The 18,748-nt window shown below is 73.7% G+C and carries 14 protein-coding genes; 9 read left to right on the top strand and 5 right to left on the bottom strand.

Annotated features, from left to right (window positions below; genetic code table 11):
* Positions 1 to 40: 40 nt before the first annotated feature.
* Both HCJ92_RS13265 and HCJ92_RS13260 read right to left on the bottom strand, forming a co-directional pair.
* Entirely contained in the window at positions 41 to 634 is a 594-nt protein-coding gene (locus HCJ92_RS13265; protein WP_167933768.1) for a roadblock/LC7 domain-containing protein, read from the bottom strand.
* Positions 631 to 2,928 carry a nitrate- and nitrite sensing domain-containing protein gene (locus HCJ92_RS13260; RefSeq protein ID WP_167933767.1) on the bottom strand — a complete coding sequence of 766 codons (2,298 nt, stop codon included), beginning with the start codon at positions 2,926 to 2,928 and terminating at the stop codon, positions 631 to 633. The genes HCJ92_RS13265 and HCJ92_RS13260 overlap by 4 nt, the downstream gene beginning before the upstream one ends.
* 520 nt (positions 2,929 to 3,448) lie before the next feature.
* Between HCJ92_RS13260 and HCJ92_RS13255 the strand changes: the two genes are divergently transcribed.
* The 8 genes from HCJ92_RS13255 to HCJ92_RS13220 all read left to right on the top strand — a co-directional run bounded on the left by HCJ92_RS13255 (position 3,449) and on the right by HCJ92_RS13220 (position 13,888).
* Positions 3,449 to 4,294, top strand: a complete 846-nt coding sequence (locus HCJ92_RS13255) for a protein phosphatase 2C domain-containing protein (RefSeq protein ID WP_209311070.1) — start codon at positions 3,449 to 3,451, stop codon at positions 4,292 to 4,294.
* A 622-nt stretch (positions 4,295 to 4,916) separates the two neighbouring features.
* Positions 4,917 to 5,657, top strand: coding sequence for a response regulator transcription factor (locus HCJ92_RS13250; protein WP_167933770.1), 741 nt, complete (start codon positions 4,917 to 4,919; stop codon positions 5,655 to 5,657).
* Positions 5,658 to 5,777: 120 nt separating this feature from the next.
* On the top strand, positions 5,778 to 6,830 hold the full coding sequence (locus tag HCJ92_RS13245) for a sensor histidine kinase (RefSeq protein WP_209311074.1): 1,053 nt from the start codon (positions 5,778 to 5,780) through the stop codon (positions 6,828 to 6,830).
* A 462-nt stretch (positions 6,831 to 7,292) separates the two neighbouring features.
* Positions 7,293 to 11,111 (top strand): multifunctional oxoglutarate decarboxylase/oxoglutarate dehydrogenase thiamine pyrophosphate-binding subunit/dihydrolipoyllysine-residue succinyltransferase subunit, encoded by a 3,819-nt coding sequence (locus HCJ92_RS13240; RefSeq protein ID WP_167933765.1) that lies wholly within the window; start codon positions 7,293 to 7,295, stop codon positions 11,109 to 11,111.
* A 166-nt stretch (positions 11,112 to 11,277) separates the two neighbouring features.
* Entirely contained in the window at positions 11,278 to 11,457 is a 180-nt protein-coding gene (locus HCJ92_RS13235; protein ID WP_167933764.1) for a DUF6104 family protein, read from the top strand.
* A 173-nt stretch (positions 11,458 to 11,630) separates the two neighbouring features.
* Positions 11,631 to 12,437, top strand: a complete 807-nt coding sequence (locus HCJ92_RS13230) for a DUF4097 family beta strand repeat-containing protein (protein WP_167933763.1) — start codon at positions 11,631 to 11,633, stop codon at positions 12,435 to 12,437.
* A 1-nt stretch (position 12,438) separates the two neighbouring features.
* Positions 12,439 to 13,029: a PadR family transcriptional regulator gene (locus HCJ92_RS13225; protein WP_167933762.1), complete on the top strand. Its 591-nt coding sequence runs from the start codon at positions 12,439 to 12,441 to the stop codon at positions 13,027 to 13,029.
* Positions 13,030 to 13,339: 310 nt separating this feature from the next.
* Positions 13,340 to 13,888, top strand: a complete 549-nt coding sequence (locus HCJ92_RS13220; RefSeq protein WP_167933761.1) for a GNAT family N-acetyltransferase — start codon at positions 13,340 to 13,342, stop codon at positions 13,886 to 13,888.
* A gap of 111 nt (positions 13,889 to 13,999) precedes the next feature.
* On the opposite strand, the gene HCJ92_RS13215 is transcribed toward HCJ92_RS13220, so the two are convergent.
* The 3 genes from HCJ92_RS13215 to HCJ92_RS13205 all read right to left on the bottom strand — a co-directional run bounded on the left by HCJ92_RS13215 (position 14,000) and on the right by HCJ92_RS13205 (position 16,872).
* Complete coding sequence (locus tag HCJ92_RS13215) at positions 14,000 to 14,791, bottom strand: amino acid ABC transporter ATP-binding protein (RefSeq protein WP_275942290.1); 792 nt, start codon at positions 14,789 to 14,791, stop codon at positions 14,000 to 14,002.
* A 5-nt stretch (positions 14,792 to 14,796) separates the two neighbouring features.
* A complete protein-coding gene (locus HCJ92_RS13210; RefSeq protein ID WP_167933760.1) occupies positions 14,797 to 15,858 on the bottom strand; it encodes an amino acid ABC transporter permease in 1,062 nt (353 codons plus the stop codon).
* An 87-nt stretch (positions 15,859 to 15,945) separates the two neighbouring features.
* The gene (locus HCJ92_RS13205) at positions 15,946 to 16,872 is read right to left on the bottom strand and encodes an ABC transporter substrate-binding protein (RefSeq protein ID WP_167933759.1); all 927 of its coding nucleotides are present in this window, start codon (positions 16,870 to 16,872) and stop codon (positions 15,946 to 15,948) included.
* A gap of 578 nt (positions 16,873 to 17,450) precedes the next feature.
* Here HCJ92_RS13205 and HCJ92_RS13200 point away from each other — a divergent pair.
* Positions 17,451 to 18,650: a malic enzyme-like NAD(P)-binding protein gene (locus tag HCJ92_RS13200; RefSeq protein WP_167933758.1), complete on the top strand. Its 1,200-nt coding sequence runs from the start codon at positions 17,451 to 17,453 to the stop codon at positions 18,648 to 18,650.
* Positions 18,651 to 18,748: the final 98 nt, after the last annotated feature.

The following is an 18,748-nucleotide window of genomic DNA, read 5'->3' as shown; positions in this document are numbered from 1 at the left end:
CCGGCGGGCGGCGACCAGGACACCATGGTGCTCCCGACGGTCAGGGGCACGGCGCGGCCTCCGCCGGGTGGCCCGCCCGCTGCCGGAGGCGCGCGCGCAGCTCCGGCGTCAGCAGATGTCCGGCGCGGCCCACGAACAGCCCCATGTGGTACGCGACCAGGCCGGGGTCGGTCTCGGTGTCGGTGTGGACGCCCAGCAGCGAGCCGTCGCTGATGGCCATCACCAGCAGGCTGCCGCCCGCCATCGTCACCATCGTCTGCTTGACGGCGCCCGCCTCCATCAGCTCGGCGGCGCCGCCGGTCAGCGCAGCCAGCCCGGAGACCACGGTGGCGAGGTCGGCCGCCGCGCCCCGGGGGCCGCGGACCTTCCCACGCGGTCCCGTGACGGGCTCCTCCGCGTCGCCGGCCGCCGGTTCACCCGCAGTGGCCCCGGCGTCGGCCCCCACCGCGCCGCCCCCCGCCGCGCCGGGCTCCTCCGGGCCGGGCTCCGAGGAGAGCAGCGACAGCCCGTCGGCCGAGACCACCGCGACCGACCGCAACCCCGGGACCTCCTCCAGCAGGCGGGTCAGCAGCCAGCGGAGGCCGCGCAGTCCCTCGCAGTCGTCCGAGGTGGGGGCTTCGCTGTACTCGATCACGACTGCATCTCCTCCTCGGCCGGCGGACCCGCCGACTCGCCCTCGTGCTGGCCCCGACGGGCCTCACGCTGGAAACCTCCGAGGCGGCGCCGGAGCTCCTCGGCACCGACCACGTCGGGGCCGTGAGGGTCGCCGTCGCCGCGGCCGTCCGCGGCGGGCCGCGGATGCTCGCCGCCGAGCCGCGCCGTGCCCCTGACCGTCGGGAGCACCATGGTGTCCTGGTCGCCGCCCGCCGGGGCGGGGACGCTCGGTCCCGCCCCGGTGGGCGCCCCGGCGGACGCGCCGCCGGCGGCCAGCGCGGCGAACATCTCGGCCTCCGTGCTGTCCTCGTCGCTCAGCAGCGACCCCGGGATCTCGACCTCGGCGCAGGTGCCGCCCTCGGCTCGGTGGCGAAGCCGCGCCCGCAGCCCGTGGCGTGCCGCCAGCCGCGCCGCGGTGTAGATGCCCATGGCCGCGGCGGGCTCGCCGCGGGCGCCGGGCGGCGGCCCCGACGGGTCCGCCAACTGGGTGTTGAGGGCGGTGAGCCGGTCGTCCGGCAACCCGGGACCGTCGTCCTGCACGCGGACGATGACCGACCGCCACCCGCGTCGTTGGGCGGGCACCAGCGGATCGCCGGGGTTCGGCCCTCCCGCCTCGGGTCCGGAGGAGCCGCCCGCTTCGCCGTCCGCGGCGGGGGCCGCCGGCGCGTGGTCCTCACGGACGACCGCGGAGAGCAGCACGCGCGCACCGGGCGGCGAGACCGACGAGGCGTTGTCGAGGAACTCGGCCAGGAGGTGGCCGAGGTCGCGGGCCGCGACCGGGGAGACCAGCACCACCGGGACGGGCTGCTCCACGTCCACCAGTTCGTACCGCTCGGACTCGCTGACCGCCGCAAGCGCCACCTGTACCAGCGGCAGCGGGCGGGGGAAGGGCGCGTCGGGCTCCACCCCGGCGAGCAGCAGCAGGTTCTCGCTGTGGCGGCGCATGCGGGCGGCCAGGTGGTCCAGGGCGAAGAGCGTGGCCAGCTCGTCGGGGTCGGTCTCGTGCTCCTCCAGTCCACCGATGATGTCCAGCTGGTCGCCCGCGAGATCCAGCGCCATCCGCGCGTGGTGGGTGAGGTTGGCGTGCATGACCCGGGTCTGCGCCGCCAGTTTGTCGATCAGCTCGCGCTGTTCGCCCCGGACCTCGGCCAGTTCGGCGCGGAGCGCCTCCTGGTCGTCGCTCTCGCCGGTCTGGTAGCGGTGGAGCTCCACCGCCCGCGAGTGCAGCTTGTTGACGGCGGCCACCACGTCGGCGAACTCGTCGTCGCGGCCGGAGTAGCGCACCGGCGGCTCGGCGGAGGGGGCGTCCGCGACACGACGCGCGCCACGACGCACCACAGCGAGCGGGTGGGTCACCGAGCGCGCCGCCCAGATCCCGGCGGCGAGCGCCAGGAGGAGCGCGCCACCGGTGACCGCCGCGTGCACCTGGATCGAGGTGAGGTCGTCCTCACGCAGCTGGGTCAGCGAGCGTGTCTGCTCGGCACCGAAGTTGGAGAGCAGCCCCCGCTGGAGCTCGGTGCGGGCGCCGAGTTCGGCGGAGAGTTCGGCGACGGTGACCGCTCGGGACTCCTCCGTGAGGAAGGGGAGGGCGGTGAGTTCCTCGACGCGCTCCTCCGCGGCCGTCACGCCGGGCCCGGTGACCGTCGACCCGTAGGCGGCTCGGCCGTCCTCCCCGGCGGTGGTGGCGAAGTCCGCCACCGCGGCGCCCTCCCGGGCGTGGGCGCGTCGGGCGAGCGCGAGGAGTTCCCGCTCCTGCTCGCCCGGCTCCCCCACCAGCGCCGCGGTGAGCAGCGCGCGGGTCGCGGCCGACGCCTCGACGGCGCGCGCGAGGTCCGGCAGGGCGTCGGAGGACGGGGCCGCTCCGCGGTCGGGACGCGCGCGGGCGACCGCGCGGCCCGTGGCGCCCAAGCCGTCGATGATGCGGGTGTAGGCGGCGTGGACGGTGAGCGGGTCGCCGCCCTCGGCGGCGGCGCGGGCGGCGGTGAGGCCGTCCAGCAGGTCCCGGTCGGGCTGCGCCAGCAGCGGACGGAGGTCCTCCGCCCGGCGGTCGGCCCGCGCGAGGTCGCCCTCGGAGGGCGGCTCGACGCTGCCCGCCGGCGCGGCGGCGAGCGTCATCATCGTCGCGCGCTCGTCCGCGAGGACGTGCGCGAGCGAGACCGCCTGCTGGGCGAGTTCGGCGTCCTCCACCAACTGCTGCGTGTCGGTGATGCGTTCACCGGCGGCGATCATCGCCGGTGTGCCGGCGGCGAGGACCGCGGCCGATCCGATGACCACGCCGACCATGAGGCGCGAACGAGCCCTGCCGCGGCGCCCCCGGGGACGGCATCCGTCGGCCACGGCCGGGGTTTGGGCCGCGTCCCCGCCGGGCACGGTTGCGGGTACACCGGCCTGTGGTGACGTTGCGTCAACCGGTGTCTGTGGCCTGGCTTTCCGCACCTGTGCTCACGTTCCTGTCCTGGCTGCCCGTGTCCGGGCGGTGGGCAACGGACTGCGGAAGCTTACTTCACCGCCAACGGGCCGCCAGGGAACGAAAACCGCCACGCCGCTGGCGAACGGGAACCGTTCCTGCAAGGATGCCCGGCCCCTGCCCGGGTCCCGTCCGGTCGTCACGGGACGGCGGCCGTCGACGGGCATCGTCGCGTCGCCGTCCGGTCGCCCCGGCTGTCGATCGCGGACACCACCCGCGCCGCCTGCACCCCCTCGCCGATGACGCCGTGTCACCATGGCGGCCCGCCGACCCGCGGCGGGCCGATCCGGCGGCGGCACCCCGCCGGTCCGACGGACGGGGCTGGTCATGCACGGCACTCAGGTCGCGCTCGCGTCGGAACCGGGTGACCCCGGCCGGCCCAACGAGGACTTCGCGTCGGTGGCGACCCCGGCGGACGGCACCGGCGGCGCGCTGGTGGTGCTGGACGGCGTGACACCCCCCGACGGCGACGACGGCTGCCGCCACGGCGTGCCGTGGTTCGTCGCCCGGCTCGGCACGGAGCTGCTGGGGGCGGCGGCGCGGGACCGGGGCACCGACCTCGCGGAGTGCCTGGTCCAGGCCATTGAGCGCACCGCGCAGGCCCATCGTCATACGTGTGACCTTTCTCACCCACGCACCCCACAGGCCACTGCCGTCGTCTGCCGCTGGGACGACCGGACCGTCGACCACCTGGTGCTCTGCGACTCCGCGCTGCTGATCGCGACCCCGGGCGGCGATGTCGTCCCGGTACTGGACACCGCGCTGGACGGCGCGCGCGCCGTGGCGCGGGGCGCGCCACGCGGTCAGCGCGCCGCCAGGCTGGAGGCGCTCCGCAACGCACCGGGCGGCTTCCACACCGCGGCGGCCGACCCGGCCGTCGCCGGGCACGCGGTCCGCGGCAGCCACCCCCGCGAGCAGGTGGCGGGCATGGCGGCCCTCACCGACGGGGTGGGCCGCTGGGCCGAGGTCTTCGGACTCGGCGACTGGGCGGCGCTGCACGCCCTGCTCGCCGGGGCGGGGCCCGCCGCGGCCGTCGCGGCGGTACGCGCGGCGGAACTCGCCGACCCCGACGGCGCCTCCCACCCCCGCGGGAAGCGCCACGACGACGCCACGGCCGTGCTCGTCACCCTCCCCGCGCGCGGGCAGGCGCGGCACGTCGCTCCCGTGGACTGACCGGGCTGCGCGGGCGCCCGGTCGCGAGCCGCGGGGCGGCACCGAATTCCGCGCGCGGTGTCATCGTCCGCCGACCGCTGGGCAGGAATGGGGCATGGACGCCCAGCCCCGCACGCTCCCCTCCCCCTCACACAGGGTGAGACCCGGGCCGTGCCCGGGGAGTACGGCGTCCCACCCGACGGCCGCGGGGAGCCGTGCGTCCACCGGCGCACCGGCCGGAAACCACCATCACCGCGTGGCGCCGCACCGCCCGGGCCCGGACCGGGGCCGGGCGACCCGGCCGCCCGCCCCGCGGGGCGCGGGCCCTCCCCCGGGACCGGACCGCACACCGCACCCACGCGGCGGACGCGACATGATCCACCCGGCTCCCCCGACTCCGTAGCCCGTGCGGCGCAAGGCGCCGTACGCTGCTCACCAGCAGCAGGAAAGCCAGAACCAGCCGACTGGCTCCACACACTCTCCCGGGGCGGGACAGATGACACAGAGCGACTTCACTTCGGGCAACGGCGAGGAACAGCCGCGCCCCGCGACGGCGGACCACGTCGCCGCACCGGTCGGTTCGATAACCGACGGTGTCCCGGCCACCGGCGACACGCCGCCGGCCGACGAGGGCGGCGACCTCATGGAGGCCGGCGCCACCACCCCCGGCGCGCAGCGCCGCATCCTCGTGGTCGAGGACGACCCCACCATTCTCGACGCCATCTCCGTGCGGCTCACCGCCGAGGGCTTCCTCGTGCAGACCGCCTCGGACGGCCCGGCGGCGGTGGACGCCGCCGGGGGGTTCCAGCCCGACGTGATGGTGCTGGACGTCATGCTGCCGGGGTTCGACGGGTTGGAGGTCTGCCGCAGGGTGCAGGCGCAGCGGCCGGTCCCGGTGCTGATGCTGACCGCGCGCGACGACGAGACCGACATGCTCGTCGGGCTCGGCGTCGGCGCCGACGACTACATGACCAAGCCGTTCTCCATGCGGGAGCTGGTCGCCCGCACCCATGCGCTGCTGCGGCGCGTGGAGCGGGCCGCGGCGGCGGCGACCACGCCGCGCCCCGGCGGCGTCCGGCTGGGCGATCTGGAGATCGACCGGGCGCAGCGACGGGTGCGCGCCGGCGGCAAGGACGTCCACCTCACCCCCACCGAGTTCGACCTGCTGATGCGCCTGGCCCGCTCGCCCCGAGCGGTCCTCACCCGGGAGCAGCTGCTGGCCGACGTGTGGGACTGGGCCGACGCCTCGGGCACCCGGACCGTCGACAGCCATGTGAAGGCGCTGCGGCGGAAGATCGGCGCCGAGCGCATCCGCACCGTGCACGGGGTGGGTTACGCGCTGGAGGCCGCGCCGGGCACCACGGTCATCGCCGACGGAAGCTGAGCCCCGGTGGAACGTGTGCGCGGCGGACCGGGCCCCCTCTCTCCGGAGAGCCCTCCCCGTCCGGACGGGGAGCTCCGTCCGGACGGGGAGGACCGTTCGCCGAAGGCGCGGCTCCGACGCCTGTGGGTGCTGAGCCGGCCGCTGGACCCGTTCCGTTCGGTGCAGGCCGCGCTCGGGGCGCTGGTGATCGTCTCGGTGGTGATCACCACCGTGCTGATCCTGCTCGCCTACCGCTCCGCGATCGAGCTGCGGCTGATCGCGCTGATAGCGGTCATCGCCTCGCTGTTGCTGACGCAGTTCGTGGCGCAGGGCCTCGCCGCCCCCCTCACGGAGATGACCGCGGCGGCGCGCGCGATGGCGCGCGGCGACTACCAGCGGCGGGTACGCGCCGGCCGGCGGGACGAGCTGGGGGACCTGGCAAGGGCGTTCAACCGGATGGCCGCCGACCTCCAGGCGACCGACCGGCACCGCAAGGAGCTGGTCGCCAACGTGTCGCACGAGCTGCGCACCCCCATCGCCGGTCTGCGGGCGGTCCTGGAGAACGTCGTCGACGGTGTCGCCGAGCCGGACCAGAAGACCATGGAGACCGCGCTGCGGCAGGCGGAGCGGCTGGGGCGGCTGGTGGAGCAGTTGCTGGACCTCTCCCGGCTGGAGAACGGCGTGGTGCCGTTGCAGCCGCGGACGTTCTCGGTGCGGACCTATCTGGAGACCGTGGCGGACAACGCGGACTGGGCCGCCGGGCGGGGCCACTCCCGGACCGACGTCCGGGTGGACCTGGACGTGTACCCGGAGCCGCTGGTCGCCTGCGCCGACCCGGAGCGGCTGGACCAGGTGGTGACCAACCTGGTCGACAACGCCGTCAAGCACAGCCCCAAGGGCGGGCGGGTGACGGTGGTGGCGCGCGCCGGGCAGCTGCCGGGCGGGCTGCTGCTGGAGGTGCGGGACGAGGGGCCGGGCATACCGGCGGACCAGCGCGAGCGGGTGTTCGAGCGGTTCGGACGGGCCGGCCTGCCGGGCGAGACGCCGCGCGACGGCGGCACCGGACTGGGGCTGGCGATCGCACACTGGGCGGTGAACCTGCACGGCGGGACGATCGCCGTGGTGGAGTCGCCGAGCGGCTGCCACATCCGCCTCACCCTTCCGGGAGAAGACCCTGGACAGAGGTTGACGTAGGGTCGAGGCAGGTGTGCTGCCGGTCCCCGCGAGCCGCCCACGACGCCGGTGACGGCGATCCGTGCGGCGCGGGACCGCGTGTCGCACGCGGCCGTACCCGTGCGACACGCCGGGAGCCGCTCGGCGCCCTCGGGCGCCGGGGCGCCGCGTGGGCCGGCAGGGCGCCGCTCACCGGCGGTTTTCCGCCGCGCACCACGCCCCGTCGGCTTTTCACGGGGTTGCGGGAGACGTGGCGGTTGGGGCGCCGATGTCCGGATGTGGCCGGGGGCCGCAGCCGCCGACTGGCGATTCCGGAAGCAGCCGAACCCGAGTTTGTTCCCAAGCTGAACAGCGCCGAAACCCCGCGCTAAATGTGACGTACGCGACCTCTGGGGACCGGGGACTGCGCCGCAGCCGGGTGAAGGCGTAGCCTTGATCTCCGCTGTCCATCACCTTGCGAAGCGGAAGAGGGCGGTTGCCGCCGTGTCGCCACAGTCCCCGAACACCTCGAGTGCCTCCACCGACCAGGCCGGATCAGGCCAGGCCGCGTCAGGAACCGGCCCAGCGGCCGGATTCGGCGCCAATGAATGGCTCGTCGACGAGATCTACCAGCAGTACCTGAAGGACCCGAACTCCGTCGACCGGGCGTGGTGGGATTTCTTCGCCGACTACAAGCCGGGCGCGAACGACGCTGCGAAGAAGCCGGCCGCCGCCGGCTCCGCCGGTGACGCACCCGCGGCTTCGGCCGGCTCGGACGACGGGGGGCCCGCGGAGCCGCAGGTCGCCGCGTCCGCCGACGCGTCGTCGAAGGCCCCCGCCGAGACCGCCCCCGCGGAGAAGGCCGCCTCGAAGCCGGCCCCGGCGAAGAAGGCCCCCGCGAAGGCCGCGGCCAAGCCCGCCGCCAAGCAGGAGAAGCCGGCCGAGTCCGGTTCCTCCGGCCCGGAGCTGGTGACGCTGCGCGGCCCCTCGGCCGCGGTCGCGAAGAACATGAACGCCTCACTGGAGCTGCCGACGGCCACCTCGGTCCGCGCGGTCCCGGTGAAGCTGCTGTTCGACAACCGCATCGTCATCAACAACCACCTCAAGCGCGCCCGGGGCGGGAAGGTCTCCTTCACCCACCTCATCGGCTACGCCATGGTGCAGGCCGTCAAGGCCATGCCGGACATGAACAACTCCTTCGCCGAGAAGGACGGCAAGCCCACGCTGGTGAAGCCCGAGCACGTCAACCTCGGGCTCGCCATCGACCTGGTGAAGCCCAACGGCGACCGCCAGCTGGTCGTGGCCGCCATCAAGAAGGCGGAGAAGCTCACCTTCTTCGAGTTCTGGCAGGCCTACGAGGACATCGTCCGGCGCGCCCGCGCCAACAAGCTGACGATGGACGACTTCACCGGCGTCACGGTCTCGCTGACCAACCCCGGCGGCATCGGCACCGTCCACTCGGTGCCGCGCCTGATGCCCGGTCAGGCCGTCATCGTGGGCGTCGGCGCCATGGAGTACCCGGCGGAGTTCCAGGGCACCAGCCAGGACACCCTGAACCGTCTCGGCGTCTCCAAGGTCATGACGCTGACCAGCACCTACGACCACCGGGTGATCCAGGGCGCCGCCTCCGGCGAGTTCCTGCGCACCATGTCGTCGCTGCTGCTCGGCGAGAACGGCTTCTACGACGAGATCTTCGAGGCGCTGCGGATCCCGTACGAGCCGGTCCGCTGGCACCGGGACATCGACGTCAGCCACGACGACGAGGTCACCAAGGCCGCCCGGGTCTTCGACCTGATCCACTCCTACCGGGTCCGCGGCCACCTGATGGCCGACACCGACCCGCTGGAGTACAAGCAGCGCAAGCACCCCGACCTGGACATCAAGGAGCACGGGCTCACCCTGTGGGACCTGGAGCGCGAGTTCGCGGTCGGCGGCTTCGCCGGCAAGTCGATGCTCAAGCTGCGGGACATCCTCGGCGTGCTGCGCGACTCGTACTGCCGCACCACCGGCATCGAGTACATGCACATCCAGGACCCGCAGGAACGCAAGTGGATCCAGGACCGGGTCGAGCAGCCCCACACCCCGCCGGAGCGTGAGGAGCAGCTCCGCATCCTGCGGCGGCTCAACGCCTCCGAGGCGTTCGAGACCTTCCTGCAGACCAAGTACGTCGGGCAGAAGCGGTTCTCCCTGGAGGGCGGCGAGTCCGTCATCCCGCTGTTGGACGCGATCCTCGACGAGGCGAGCGGCGCCGCGCTGGACGAGGCCGTCATCGGCATGGCCCACCGCGGCCGGCTCAACGTGCTGGCCAACGTGGTCGGCAAGTCCTACGCGCAGATCTTCCGGGAGTTCGAGGGCAACCTCGACCCGAAGTCGACGCACGGCTCCGGCGACGTCAAGTACCACCTCGGCACCGAGGGCACCTTCACCGGCCTCGGCGGCGAGAAGATGCAGGTCTCGCTCACCGCGAACCCCTCCCACCTGGAGGCCGTCAACCCGGTCGTCGAGGGTGTGGCGCGCGCCAAGCAGGACATCATCGGCAAGGGCGGTGCGGACTTCACCGTCCTGCCGATCCTCATCCACGGTGACGCGGCCTTCGCGGGCCAGGGCGTGGTGGCGGAGACGCTCAACATGTCGCAGCTCCGCGGCTACCGCACCGGCGGCACCGTGCACGTCGTGATCAACAACCAGGTGGGCTACACGGCGCCCCCGACCTCCTCCCGCTCGTCGATGTACTGCACCGACGTCGCGCGGATGATCGAGGCGCCGATCTTCCACGTCAACGGCGACGACCCCGAGGCCGTGTGCCGCGTGGGCCGACTGGCCTTCGAGTACCGGCAGGCGTTCAACAAGGACGTCGTCATCGACCTCGTCTGCTACCGCCGCCGCGGTCACAACGAGGGCGACAACCCGGCGTTCACCCAGCCGCTGATGTACAACCTGATCGACAAGAAGCGCTCGGTGCGCAAGCTGTACACCGAGTCCCTCATCGGCCGGGGCGACATCACCCTGGAAGAGGCGCAGCAGGCGCTGAAGGACTTCCAGGACCAGCTGGAGAAGGTCTTCAAGGAGGTCCGCGAGGCCACCGGGACCGACGCTCCCGCCGACGTGCCGCCGCCGCTCGGTGGCTTCCCCGTGCCGGTGGAGACCGCCGTCACCCAGGAGGCCCTCAAGCGGATCGCCGAGTCGCAGGTCAACATCCCCGACCGCATCGAGGTGCACCCCCGGCTGCTGCCGCAGCTCCAGCGGCGCGCCGCGATGGTCGAGGACGACAACATCGACTGGTCGATGGGCGAGGCGCTCGCCTTCGGTTCGCTGCTGATGGAGCGCACCCCGGTGCGGCTCGCCGGCCAGGACTCGCGCCGCGGCACGTTCGTGCAGCGCCACGCGGTCCTGATCGACCAGCAGACCGCCGACGAGTACACGCCGCTGCTGTACCTCTCGGACGACCAGGCCCGGTTCAACGTCTACGACTCGCTCCTCAGCGAGTACGCGGCGATGGGCTTCGAGTACGGCTACTCCCTCGCCCGGCCGGACGCGCTGGTGATGTGGGAGGCGCAGTTCGGCGACTTCGTCAACGGCGCGCAGACGGTGGTGGACGAGTTCATCTCGTCCGCCGAGCAGAAGTGGGCGCAGACCTCCGGCGTCACGCTGCTGCTGCCGCACGGCTACGAGGGCCAGGGCCCGGACCACTCCTCGGCCCGGATCGAGCGGTTCCTCCAGCTGTGCGCGCAGGACAGCATGACGGTCGCCATGCCGTCGCTGCCGTCGACCTACTTCCACCTCCTGCGGTGGCAGGTCCACAACCCGCACCACAAGCCGCTGGTGATCTTCACCCCGAAGTCGCTGCTGCGGCTGAAGGCGGCCACCTCCAAGGCGTCGGAGTTCACCACCGGCGGTTTCCGCCCGGTGATCGGTGACGACAGCGTGGACCCGGACACGGTCCGCAAGGTCGTCTTCTGCTCCGGCAAGGTCTACTACGACCTGGACGCCGAGCGGCAGAAGCGCGGGGTCACCGACACCGCCATCGTGCGGCTGGAGCGGCTGTACCCGCTGCCCGGCGACGAGATCCAGGCGGAGCTGGCCAAGTTCCGCAACGCCGAGCGCTACGTCTGGACGCAGGAGGAGCCCGCGAACATGGGCGCCTGGCCGTTCCTGTCGCAGAGCCTGGTGGACCACCTGGACCAGGTCATCGGCTCGGCCCGCATCAGCTCGGACAGGCTGACCCGGGTCTCGCGCCCGGCGTCCTCCTCTCCGGCCGTGGGTTCCGCCAAGCGTCACCAGGCGGAGCAGCAGGGCCTGGTCAACGAGGTCTTCGACCTCTGACAGGCGGACGCATCACGGGGCCCGGACCGCTCGTCGGTCCGGGCCCCGTGCCGTCCCCGCCCCCGGTCGGGCTCGTCGCCCGGCCGGCGGGCGGCGCCGTTCACCCGCATCACCCCCGACACCCCTGATCGCACCACCGATCACCGAACCCCGCGGAGCGTCTTTCGTGTACTTCACCGACCGTGGCATCGAGGAGCTGGAGCAGCGCCGTGGCGAGGAGGAGGTGAGCCTCGGCTGGCTGGCGGAGCAGTTCCGGGTCTTCGTCGACCTCAACCCGGACTTCGAGGTCCCGGTGGAGCGCCTGGCGACGTGGCTGGCCCGGCTGGACGACGACGAGGACGACTGAGGAGGCGGTGGCGCCGGCCCGCACGGGCGGGGCGCCCGACGGGGCGGCGCGGTTGGCACCGCGACAGTCGCGACCTATCGTGACGGACGGCGGCGATCCGCTGCCCCGCGCCGCCGGCCGCCGCCCGGAGTCCGGGCGGTCCGGCCCCATCCAGTCGCTCGTAGGAGGCCGACGTGGCGCTACCCGACAGCAGTACGGCCCTGACCCGGCCCGGCACCCTCGATCTGCCCTGCCCCACCGCGCCGGGGTCCCGGCTGGAACTGCACGTGGGCGAGGGTGACGTCACGGTCGTCCGGGACCCGTCGGTCGACTCGGTCCGCGTGGAGGTCCGCGAGTTGCGCGGCGGGCGGCTGACGGCACGCGCGGCCGGCGGGTCGCTGTTCGTCTCGGTGGGGGGCGCCGGCCCCCCCCGCGCCGTGGTGCTGGTGACGCTGCCGCCCTCGTCGGCGCTGACGGTCCGTACCCGGTCGGCGCCGGTGCTGCTGCTGACGGCGCTCACCGCCGGCGCCCCGCGTGCCACCGGGGCGGCGGAGGTGCACTCCGTGGACGGGCCGGTGGAGTTCCGCCGCGCGGGCGGGCCCGTGGTGTTCCGTACGGAGTCGGGCGCGGTGGCGGTCACCGGCCTCACCGGGCGGGTGACGGGGACGACCGGATCGGGCGGCGTCACCCTCGACCTCTCCCCCGTCCCCGGTACGCCGCCCGGCGACCGCGCGATCGACGTACGGACCGGGTCGGGCCCCATCGGGATGCGGGTGCCGCCCGGGGCGGACGCGCGGGTCCGGGCGTCCAGTGGCACGGGACGGGTGGTCACCGACGTCCCCGGGCTGGTCCGTCCGCCCGGCCCCGCCGCCCCTGGGTCCGTCACCGCGAGCGGCACGCTCGGCCGGGGATCGGCGGCGTGGTCGCTGGAGTCGGCGGCGGGCGGGGTGGCGCTGCTGCGGCAGGGGCCGGACGTGCCCTCGCGCGGCGGGGTGGGCTGAGATGGCGGCGCTGTTCGGCCACGGCAGGCTGCGGCTGTACCTGCTCCAGCTGCTCGCGGAGTCCCCGCGCCACGGCTACGAGGTGATCCGGCTCCTGGAGGAGCGCTTCCGGGGCGCCTACACGCCGTCGGCCGGCACGATCTACCCCCGCTTGGCGAAGCTGGCGGCCGACGGGCTGGTCCGGCAGACGACCACCGGTGGCCGCAAGGTCTACGCGCTGACCGAGGCGGGCGCCCGGGAACTGGCCTCCCGCCGCGGCGAGCTGGCGGAGCTCGACCGCGAGCTGGCGCCCGCGCTCGCGCGGGCCGCCGAGAAGCGGGGCGTACGGGGAGAGAGCGGCCCCCGACCCGCCCGCGCGACACCCGGTCCGACACCCGAGACCGGGCGGCCCCACGAGGCGGCGGAACGGCTCCGGGAGTTGGAGCGGCTGCTGGACACGGTCCGGGACGAGGTGCGGGACGCGGCCCGGGACCACGGCATCGGGGAGGCCGAGCTGCGCACCGCCCGGCGGCTGCTGGCGGAGACCTCCGCGCACCTGGTGGCGATCATGACCGCGCCCGGGGTGTACCGCGGCACCGACGGCGGTCCCTGACCCGGGGCGGCCCCGCTCTCGGGTGCCCGCGGGTCGACACACTCTCCGAACGTCAGTGCCCACAACCCCCCTCCGGTGGTCGAACCCGGCGGCACCGGTCGGCGGGCGACACCCGACGCCGGCCCGGGGGCGGCGCCGGGCGCCAGGGTGCGCGCCGGGCGGGCGCCGGAGCCCGCGCACCCGACGGGCGGACATCGCCCGGTAACCGGCTACCAGCGGCCGGGGCCGCCTGCGACGATGAGGGGAATCCGGGCGGTCCGTCGCCCGGGACGGTCCGTCCGGGGTGGGCCGGACAGAGGGGACGTGTGACATGGCCGAGGTGTTCCACCGGCGGCTGAGCCGCTGGCAGGCCGAGGACAAGCGGTCGAAGCTCGCCGAGCTGTACGTGGACGCCTACCGTGACCGGGCGGACGCCGGCGCACCCGACCCCGTGGCGTTCCTGGAGCGGTTCGCGGACCACCTCCAGCAGCCCGAGTTCGACATGATCGTCGCCAACGACCCGGCGCTGGTGGGCTGCGCCTATGGTTTCCGCATCACCCGGGAGGGCAGTTGGCTCGACCGGTTCGCCGGCATCCCCCGCGAGTTGGAGGAACTGGTCGAGGTGACCGGGGCCCGGCAGCTGTTCGTGGTCGCGGAGCTGATGGTGCTGCCCGCGTACCGCCGCCGGGGGGTCGGCGGACGGTTGCTGGACCAGTTGCTGACCCGCATCGGGGTGCCGGTCGCCGTGGTGCTGGTCGACCCGGGCGACACCGAGACCCAGGGCGCGTTCTCCGCGTGGGGGTGGACCAAGGCCGGCGTGATGGCGCCGCGCGGGGACGCCAAGCCCCAGGAGGCGTGGTGCCTGCGTCGCGACGCGTGAGCTCCCCGGGCAGCCGCGCGGGGTGAGCGCGGGTCCCGGACGACCGACCGCCCCGCGCCGCCGAGTCGGGCGGTGCGGGGCGGTCGGTCGTCCGGGGGGCGGGCGGGCCGCTCAGAGCACTTTGGAGAGGAACGCCTGGGTGCGTTCGTGGCGCGGGTTGGTCAGGACCTCACGGGGGTGGCCCGACTCCACGACGACGCCGCCGTCCATGAAGACCAGCGAGTCGCCGACCTCCCGGGCGAATCCCATCTCGTGCGTGACGACGATCATCGTCATGCCCTCTTCGGCGAGACCCCGCATGACGTCGAGCACCTCACCGACCAGCTCGGGGTCGAGCGCCGAGGTGGGCTCGTCGAAGAGCATCAGCTTCGGCTCCATCGCGAGCGCACGGGCGATGGCGACGCGCTGCTGCTGGCCGCCGGAGAGCTGCGCCGGGTAGTTCTTCATCCGGTCGGCGAGTCCGACGCGGGTCAGCATCTCCTCCGCGCGGGCCCGGGCAGCGGCCTTCCGCTCCCCCTTGACCTGCATCGGTGCCTCCATGACGTTCTCCAGCGCCGTCATGTGCGGGAAGAGGTTGAAGCGCTGGAAGACCATGCCGATGTCCCGGCGCTGGAACGCGACCTCGCGCTCCTTCATCTCGTACAGCTTGTCGCCCTTCTGGCGGTAGCCGACGAGCTGGCCGTCCACCCAGAGCCGACCGGCGTTGATCTTCTCCAGGTGGTTGATGCACCGCAGGAAGGTGGACTTGCCGGACCCGGAGGGCCCGACGAGGCAGAAGACCTCGCCGTGACGGACCGTGAGGTCGATGCCGTTGAGGACCGGCACCAGTCCGAAGGACTTGTGCACCTGCTCGGACCTGACCATCACATCGCTGCCCGTGGCGCCGCTGTTCGGCGGAGTCATCGCGTTCACTCCTTCCCGCCGTCGCGGCGCGCGGACGCGTCGCCGCCGTCGTTGCCCCCGTCACTCCCGCCGGCGCCGCCGCCCGCCGGGGACGGCAGGTTCGGCTTCACGCGGAAGGACGTCAGCTGCCGTCGAACCCGTTGCAGCGGTGTCGGCGGCGGGGTGTGGTCGGTGCCGCGCGCGAAGTGCCGCTCCAGGTAGTACTGCCCGACGGAGAAGATCGTGGTGAGCAGCAGGTACCACGCCGAGACGACGACCAGCATCTCCATGACCGCCAGGGTGCGGGAGGAGATGGTGCGCCCGGCGAGGAACAGCTCGTTGTACTGGATGGCATACGCCAGCGACGAGGTCTTCAACATGTTGATGAACTCGTTGCCGGTGGGCGGGATGATCACGCGCATCGCCTGCGGCAGCACGATGCGGCGCATGGTGCGGTTGCCCGACATGCCGAGCGCCTGCGCGGCCTCGGTCTGGCCGCGGTCCACCGACTGGATGCCTGCCCGGCTGATCTCCGCCATGTAGGCGGCCTCGTTCAGGCCGAGCCCCAGCAGCGCGGCCATGAACGGCGTCATGACCTTGTTCATGTCCTCGGACCAGAAACCGAGGTCGAGGACGGGGAAGATCAGCGCCAGGTTGAACCAGAGGAAGAGCTGGACCAGGACAGGGGTGCCGCGGAAGAACCAGATGTACCCGTAGGCGACGGCCGACAGCACCGGGTTGCCGGAGAGCCGCATGATCGCCAGCAGCGTCCCGAGGCCCACCCCGAGCAGCATGGCCAGCAGGGTGATCCAGAGCGTGTTGAGCGCGCCCTTGATGATCGTGTCGTGGTCCAGGTAGGTGCCGACCACGGACCACTCGATGTCGGCGCCCGCGAACGCGAGCACCAGCAGGCCCAGCAGGCCCACGACGACGACGGCACCGGCCCAGCGCCCGTAGTGCCGCACGGGGACGGCCCGGATCGCCTCCGGCGGCGGTGCCCCCGGGGCGCCGGTGGTGTGCGGGACGGAGCCCGGGTCACGGCCCTTGTCGTCGGGGCCCGGCACCCCGTCCCTGTTCTCATCTGACACGGTTCACTGCCTTAGCTGCCTGGTGGATGCGGAAAGGGGCGCGGCCCCGGGCACGTGGCCCGGGGCCCGCGGACCGGCGTGGTGCGCTCACTCACCCGCGTTGACGGTGGCCTCTTCGACGGCGCCCGTCTGGGCGTCCCACTCCTCCAGGACGTCGGCGTAGTCGCCGTTGTCGATGATCGCCTGCACGGCGGCCTGGAGGGCGTCCCGCAGCTCCGGGTTGTCCTTGGGCACGGCGATGCCGTACGGCGCGGCGTCGATCTGCTCGCCGACGACCTCGAACAGTTCGCCGCCCCGCGCCTCCAGGGCGTTGTACAGCGCGACAGGGAAGTCGGTGACGACCACGGCGGCCCGGCCGCTCTGGAGCTGGGTGACCGACTCGTCGTCGTTGTCGTTGACGAGCACCTCGATCGGCGTGTCGCACTCCTCCTGCTGCCGCTCCACCAGCGCCTCGTTGGCGGTGCCGCGCTGCGCGGCGACGGTGAGACCGCAGAGGTCGGCCAGGCCGGTGACACCCTCGGGGTTGTCCTTGGCCACCAGGATCGCGGAACCGGCGCGGAAGTAGTTGACGAAGTCCGCACCGCCCTCGGCGTCCTCGCTCACACCGTCCTGACGCGCCTTGGTGTCCGTCATCGCGGACATGATGACGTCGTACCGGCCGGAGTTCATGCCGAGCACGAGCCCGTCGAAGGTGCCGTTCTCGAAGCGCAGCTCCACGCCGAGCTGCTCACCGATGGCCTCGGCGATGGCGGGGTCGATGCCGGTGACCTCGCCGCTCTCGTCGTAGTACTCGATCGGGGCGTAGGCGATGTCGGAGCCGACACTGATGACGCCGGCCTCCTGGATGTCCTCGGGCAGCTCGTCCCACAGCGGCGCGTCGGAGCCGGCCGCCTCGCCCGACCCCCCGTCCCCGGAGTCGTCGGAACCGCAGGCACCGAGCACCAGGGCGCCGGCGAGAGCCAGGGCGGTGGCGCCGGCCAGGCGGGAGTGTCGGGACAGGGAACGGGCAGACATGGGGGCCTCCTGGGCGAGGGCGGGATCGCCGCTGTCGAGCACACGATCGAGCCGGGCAGATGTGTTCCAGTGGGGCATCCTCCCATCCGCACCGGCAGCGTTCGGTTACCACCGACGTCAAGATCGGATAACGGACATGTGGCGCGCCGCAACCGCTGCGCCGCACGGGGGACATGGCCGTGGAGGGTGGCGTGGGGCGCGGTGAGACTCCGCTCACGCCCCGGGTCGCACGCCGCCCCGGCGGCCTCGCGCGTCCCCCGAGGGCCTCCGGACACCTGCCCGCCCGCTCCCCGCCCCCGCCGCTACCGCTCCGCTCGCCCGGGGCCCGCCGGGGTCGCGTGTCGCGGGGTTCACGCCCCCGCCCTCTCGTCGCCGGTGGTGAAGATCCTGTAGAACAGACGGTCAACACCCCTCACCCCCGGGGAGCCCGGACGTGTGTGCGGCACGTTCGGCGTCCGAATGCCCCCGCGCCGGCCGACCGACCGCCGCGCGGGCGCCGGACGTGGTGTCCGCCCGGCCTCCGACCGGAGACCGGCCACCGAGAGACGCGCCCGGATCAGACAAAGGGGTCAACCCACGTGGCATCGGAGATCATCAACCCTCGGCAGGAAGCACTGGCGGCCGAAGGGCCGGACCCGGTCTTCGCCCTGCACCGCGGCGGAAAGATGGCCGTCGCCTCCACCGTGCCGCTGCGCGACACCGCGGACCTCTCCCTGGCGTACACGCCCGGCGTGGCCAAGGTGTGCTCCGCCATCGCGGAACGGCCGGAGCTGGTGCACGACTACACCTGGAAGTCGCAGACGGTGGCTGTGGTCACCGACGGCAGCGCCGTCCTCGGCCTCGGGGACATCGGTCCGGAGGCCTCGTTGCCGGTGATGGAGGGCAAGGCGATCCTCTTCAAGCAGTTCGGCGGCGTCGACGCCGTCCCCATCGCGCTCGACGTCCGCGACCCCGACGAGATCGTGGAGACGGTGGCGCGGCTCGCGCCCTCCTTCGGCGGGATCAACCTGGAGGACATCTCCGCGCCGCGCTGCTTCGAGATCGAGCGGCGACTCCAGGAGCGGCTCGACATCCCCGTCTTCCACGACGACCAGCACGGCACCGCCGTGGTCACCCTCGCCGCGCTGCGGAACGCCGCGCTGCTGACCGGGCGCGGCCTCGCCGAGCTCCGCGCGGTGATCTCCGGAGCCGGGGCGGCGGGGATGGCCATCGCGAAGATCCTGGTGGGAGCCGGGGTCGGCGAGGTGACCGTCTGCGACCGCGGCGGAGTGCTCTCCCGGGGTCGGACCGACCTCAACGCCGCCAAGCGGGAGCTGGCCGAGTTGACGGACACCACCGGCCGGTCCGGCACGCTGGGCGACGCGATGGCGGGCGCCGACGTGTTCATCGGGGTCAGCGGCGGCACCGTCCCGGAGGAGCTGGTGGCGCGGATGGCCCCGGGGGCCTTCGTCTTCGCCATGGCCAACCCGGACCCGGAGGTCCACCCGGAGGTCGCGGCACGTCACGCGGCCGTGGTGGCCACCGGGCGCAGCGACTTCCCCAACCAGATCAACAACGTGCTGGCGTTCCCCGGGATCTTCGCCGGGGCGCTCCAGGTCCGCGCCCCGCGGATCAGTGAGGGGATGAAGCTCGCGGCGGCGGAGGCGCTGGCGGGGGTGGTGGCGGACGAGCTGTCGCCGTCGCGGGTGATCCCCTCGCCCTTCGACGAGCGGGTCGCGCCGGCGGTGTCGGCGGCGGTGGCGCGGGCGGCGCGGGCGGAGGGCATCGCCCGGCGATGACGCCTCGGCGCCCGCCGCGGCCTTCTCGCGCCGCTCGCGGTCGAACGCGTCGACGGCCTCGTTGATGGCGGGCGTGGTGTCGTCGGGCATGTGGTCGG

It is taken from the genome of Streptomyces spiramenti (assembly GCF_012034385.1).
In the GTDB taxonomy this organism is placed as follows: Bacteria; Actinomycetota; Actinomycetes; order Streptomycetales; family Streptomycetaceae; genus Streptomyces; species Streptomyces spiramenti.
This window is presented reverse-complemented; position numbering and strand designations above follow the sequence as displayed.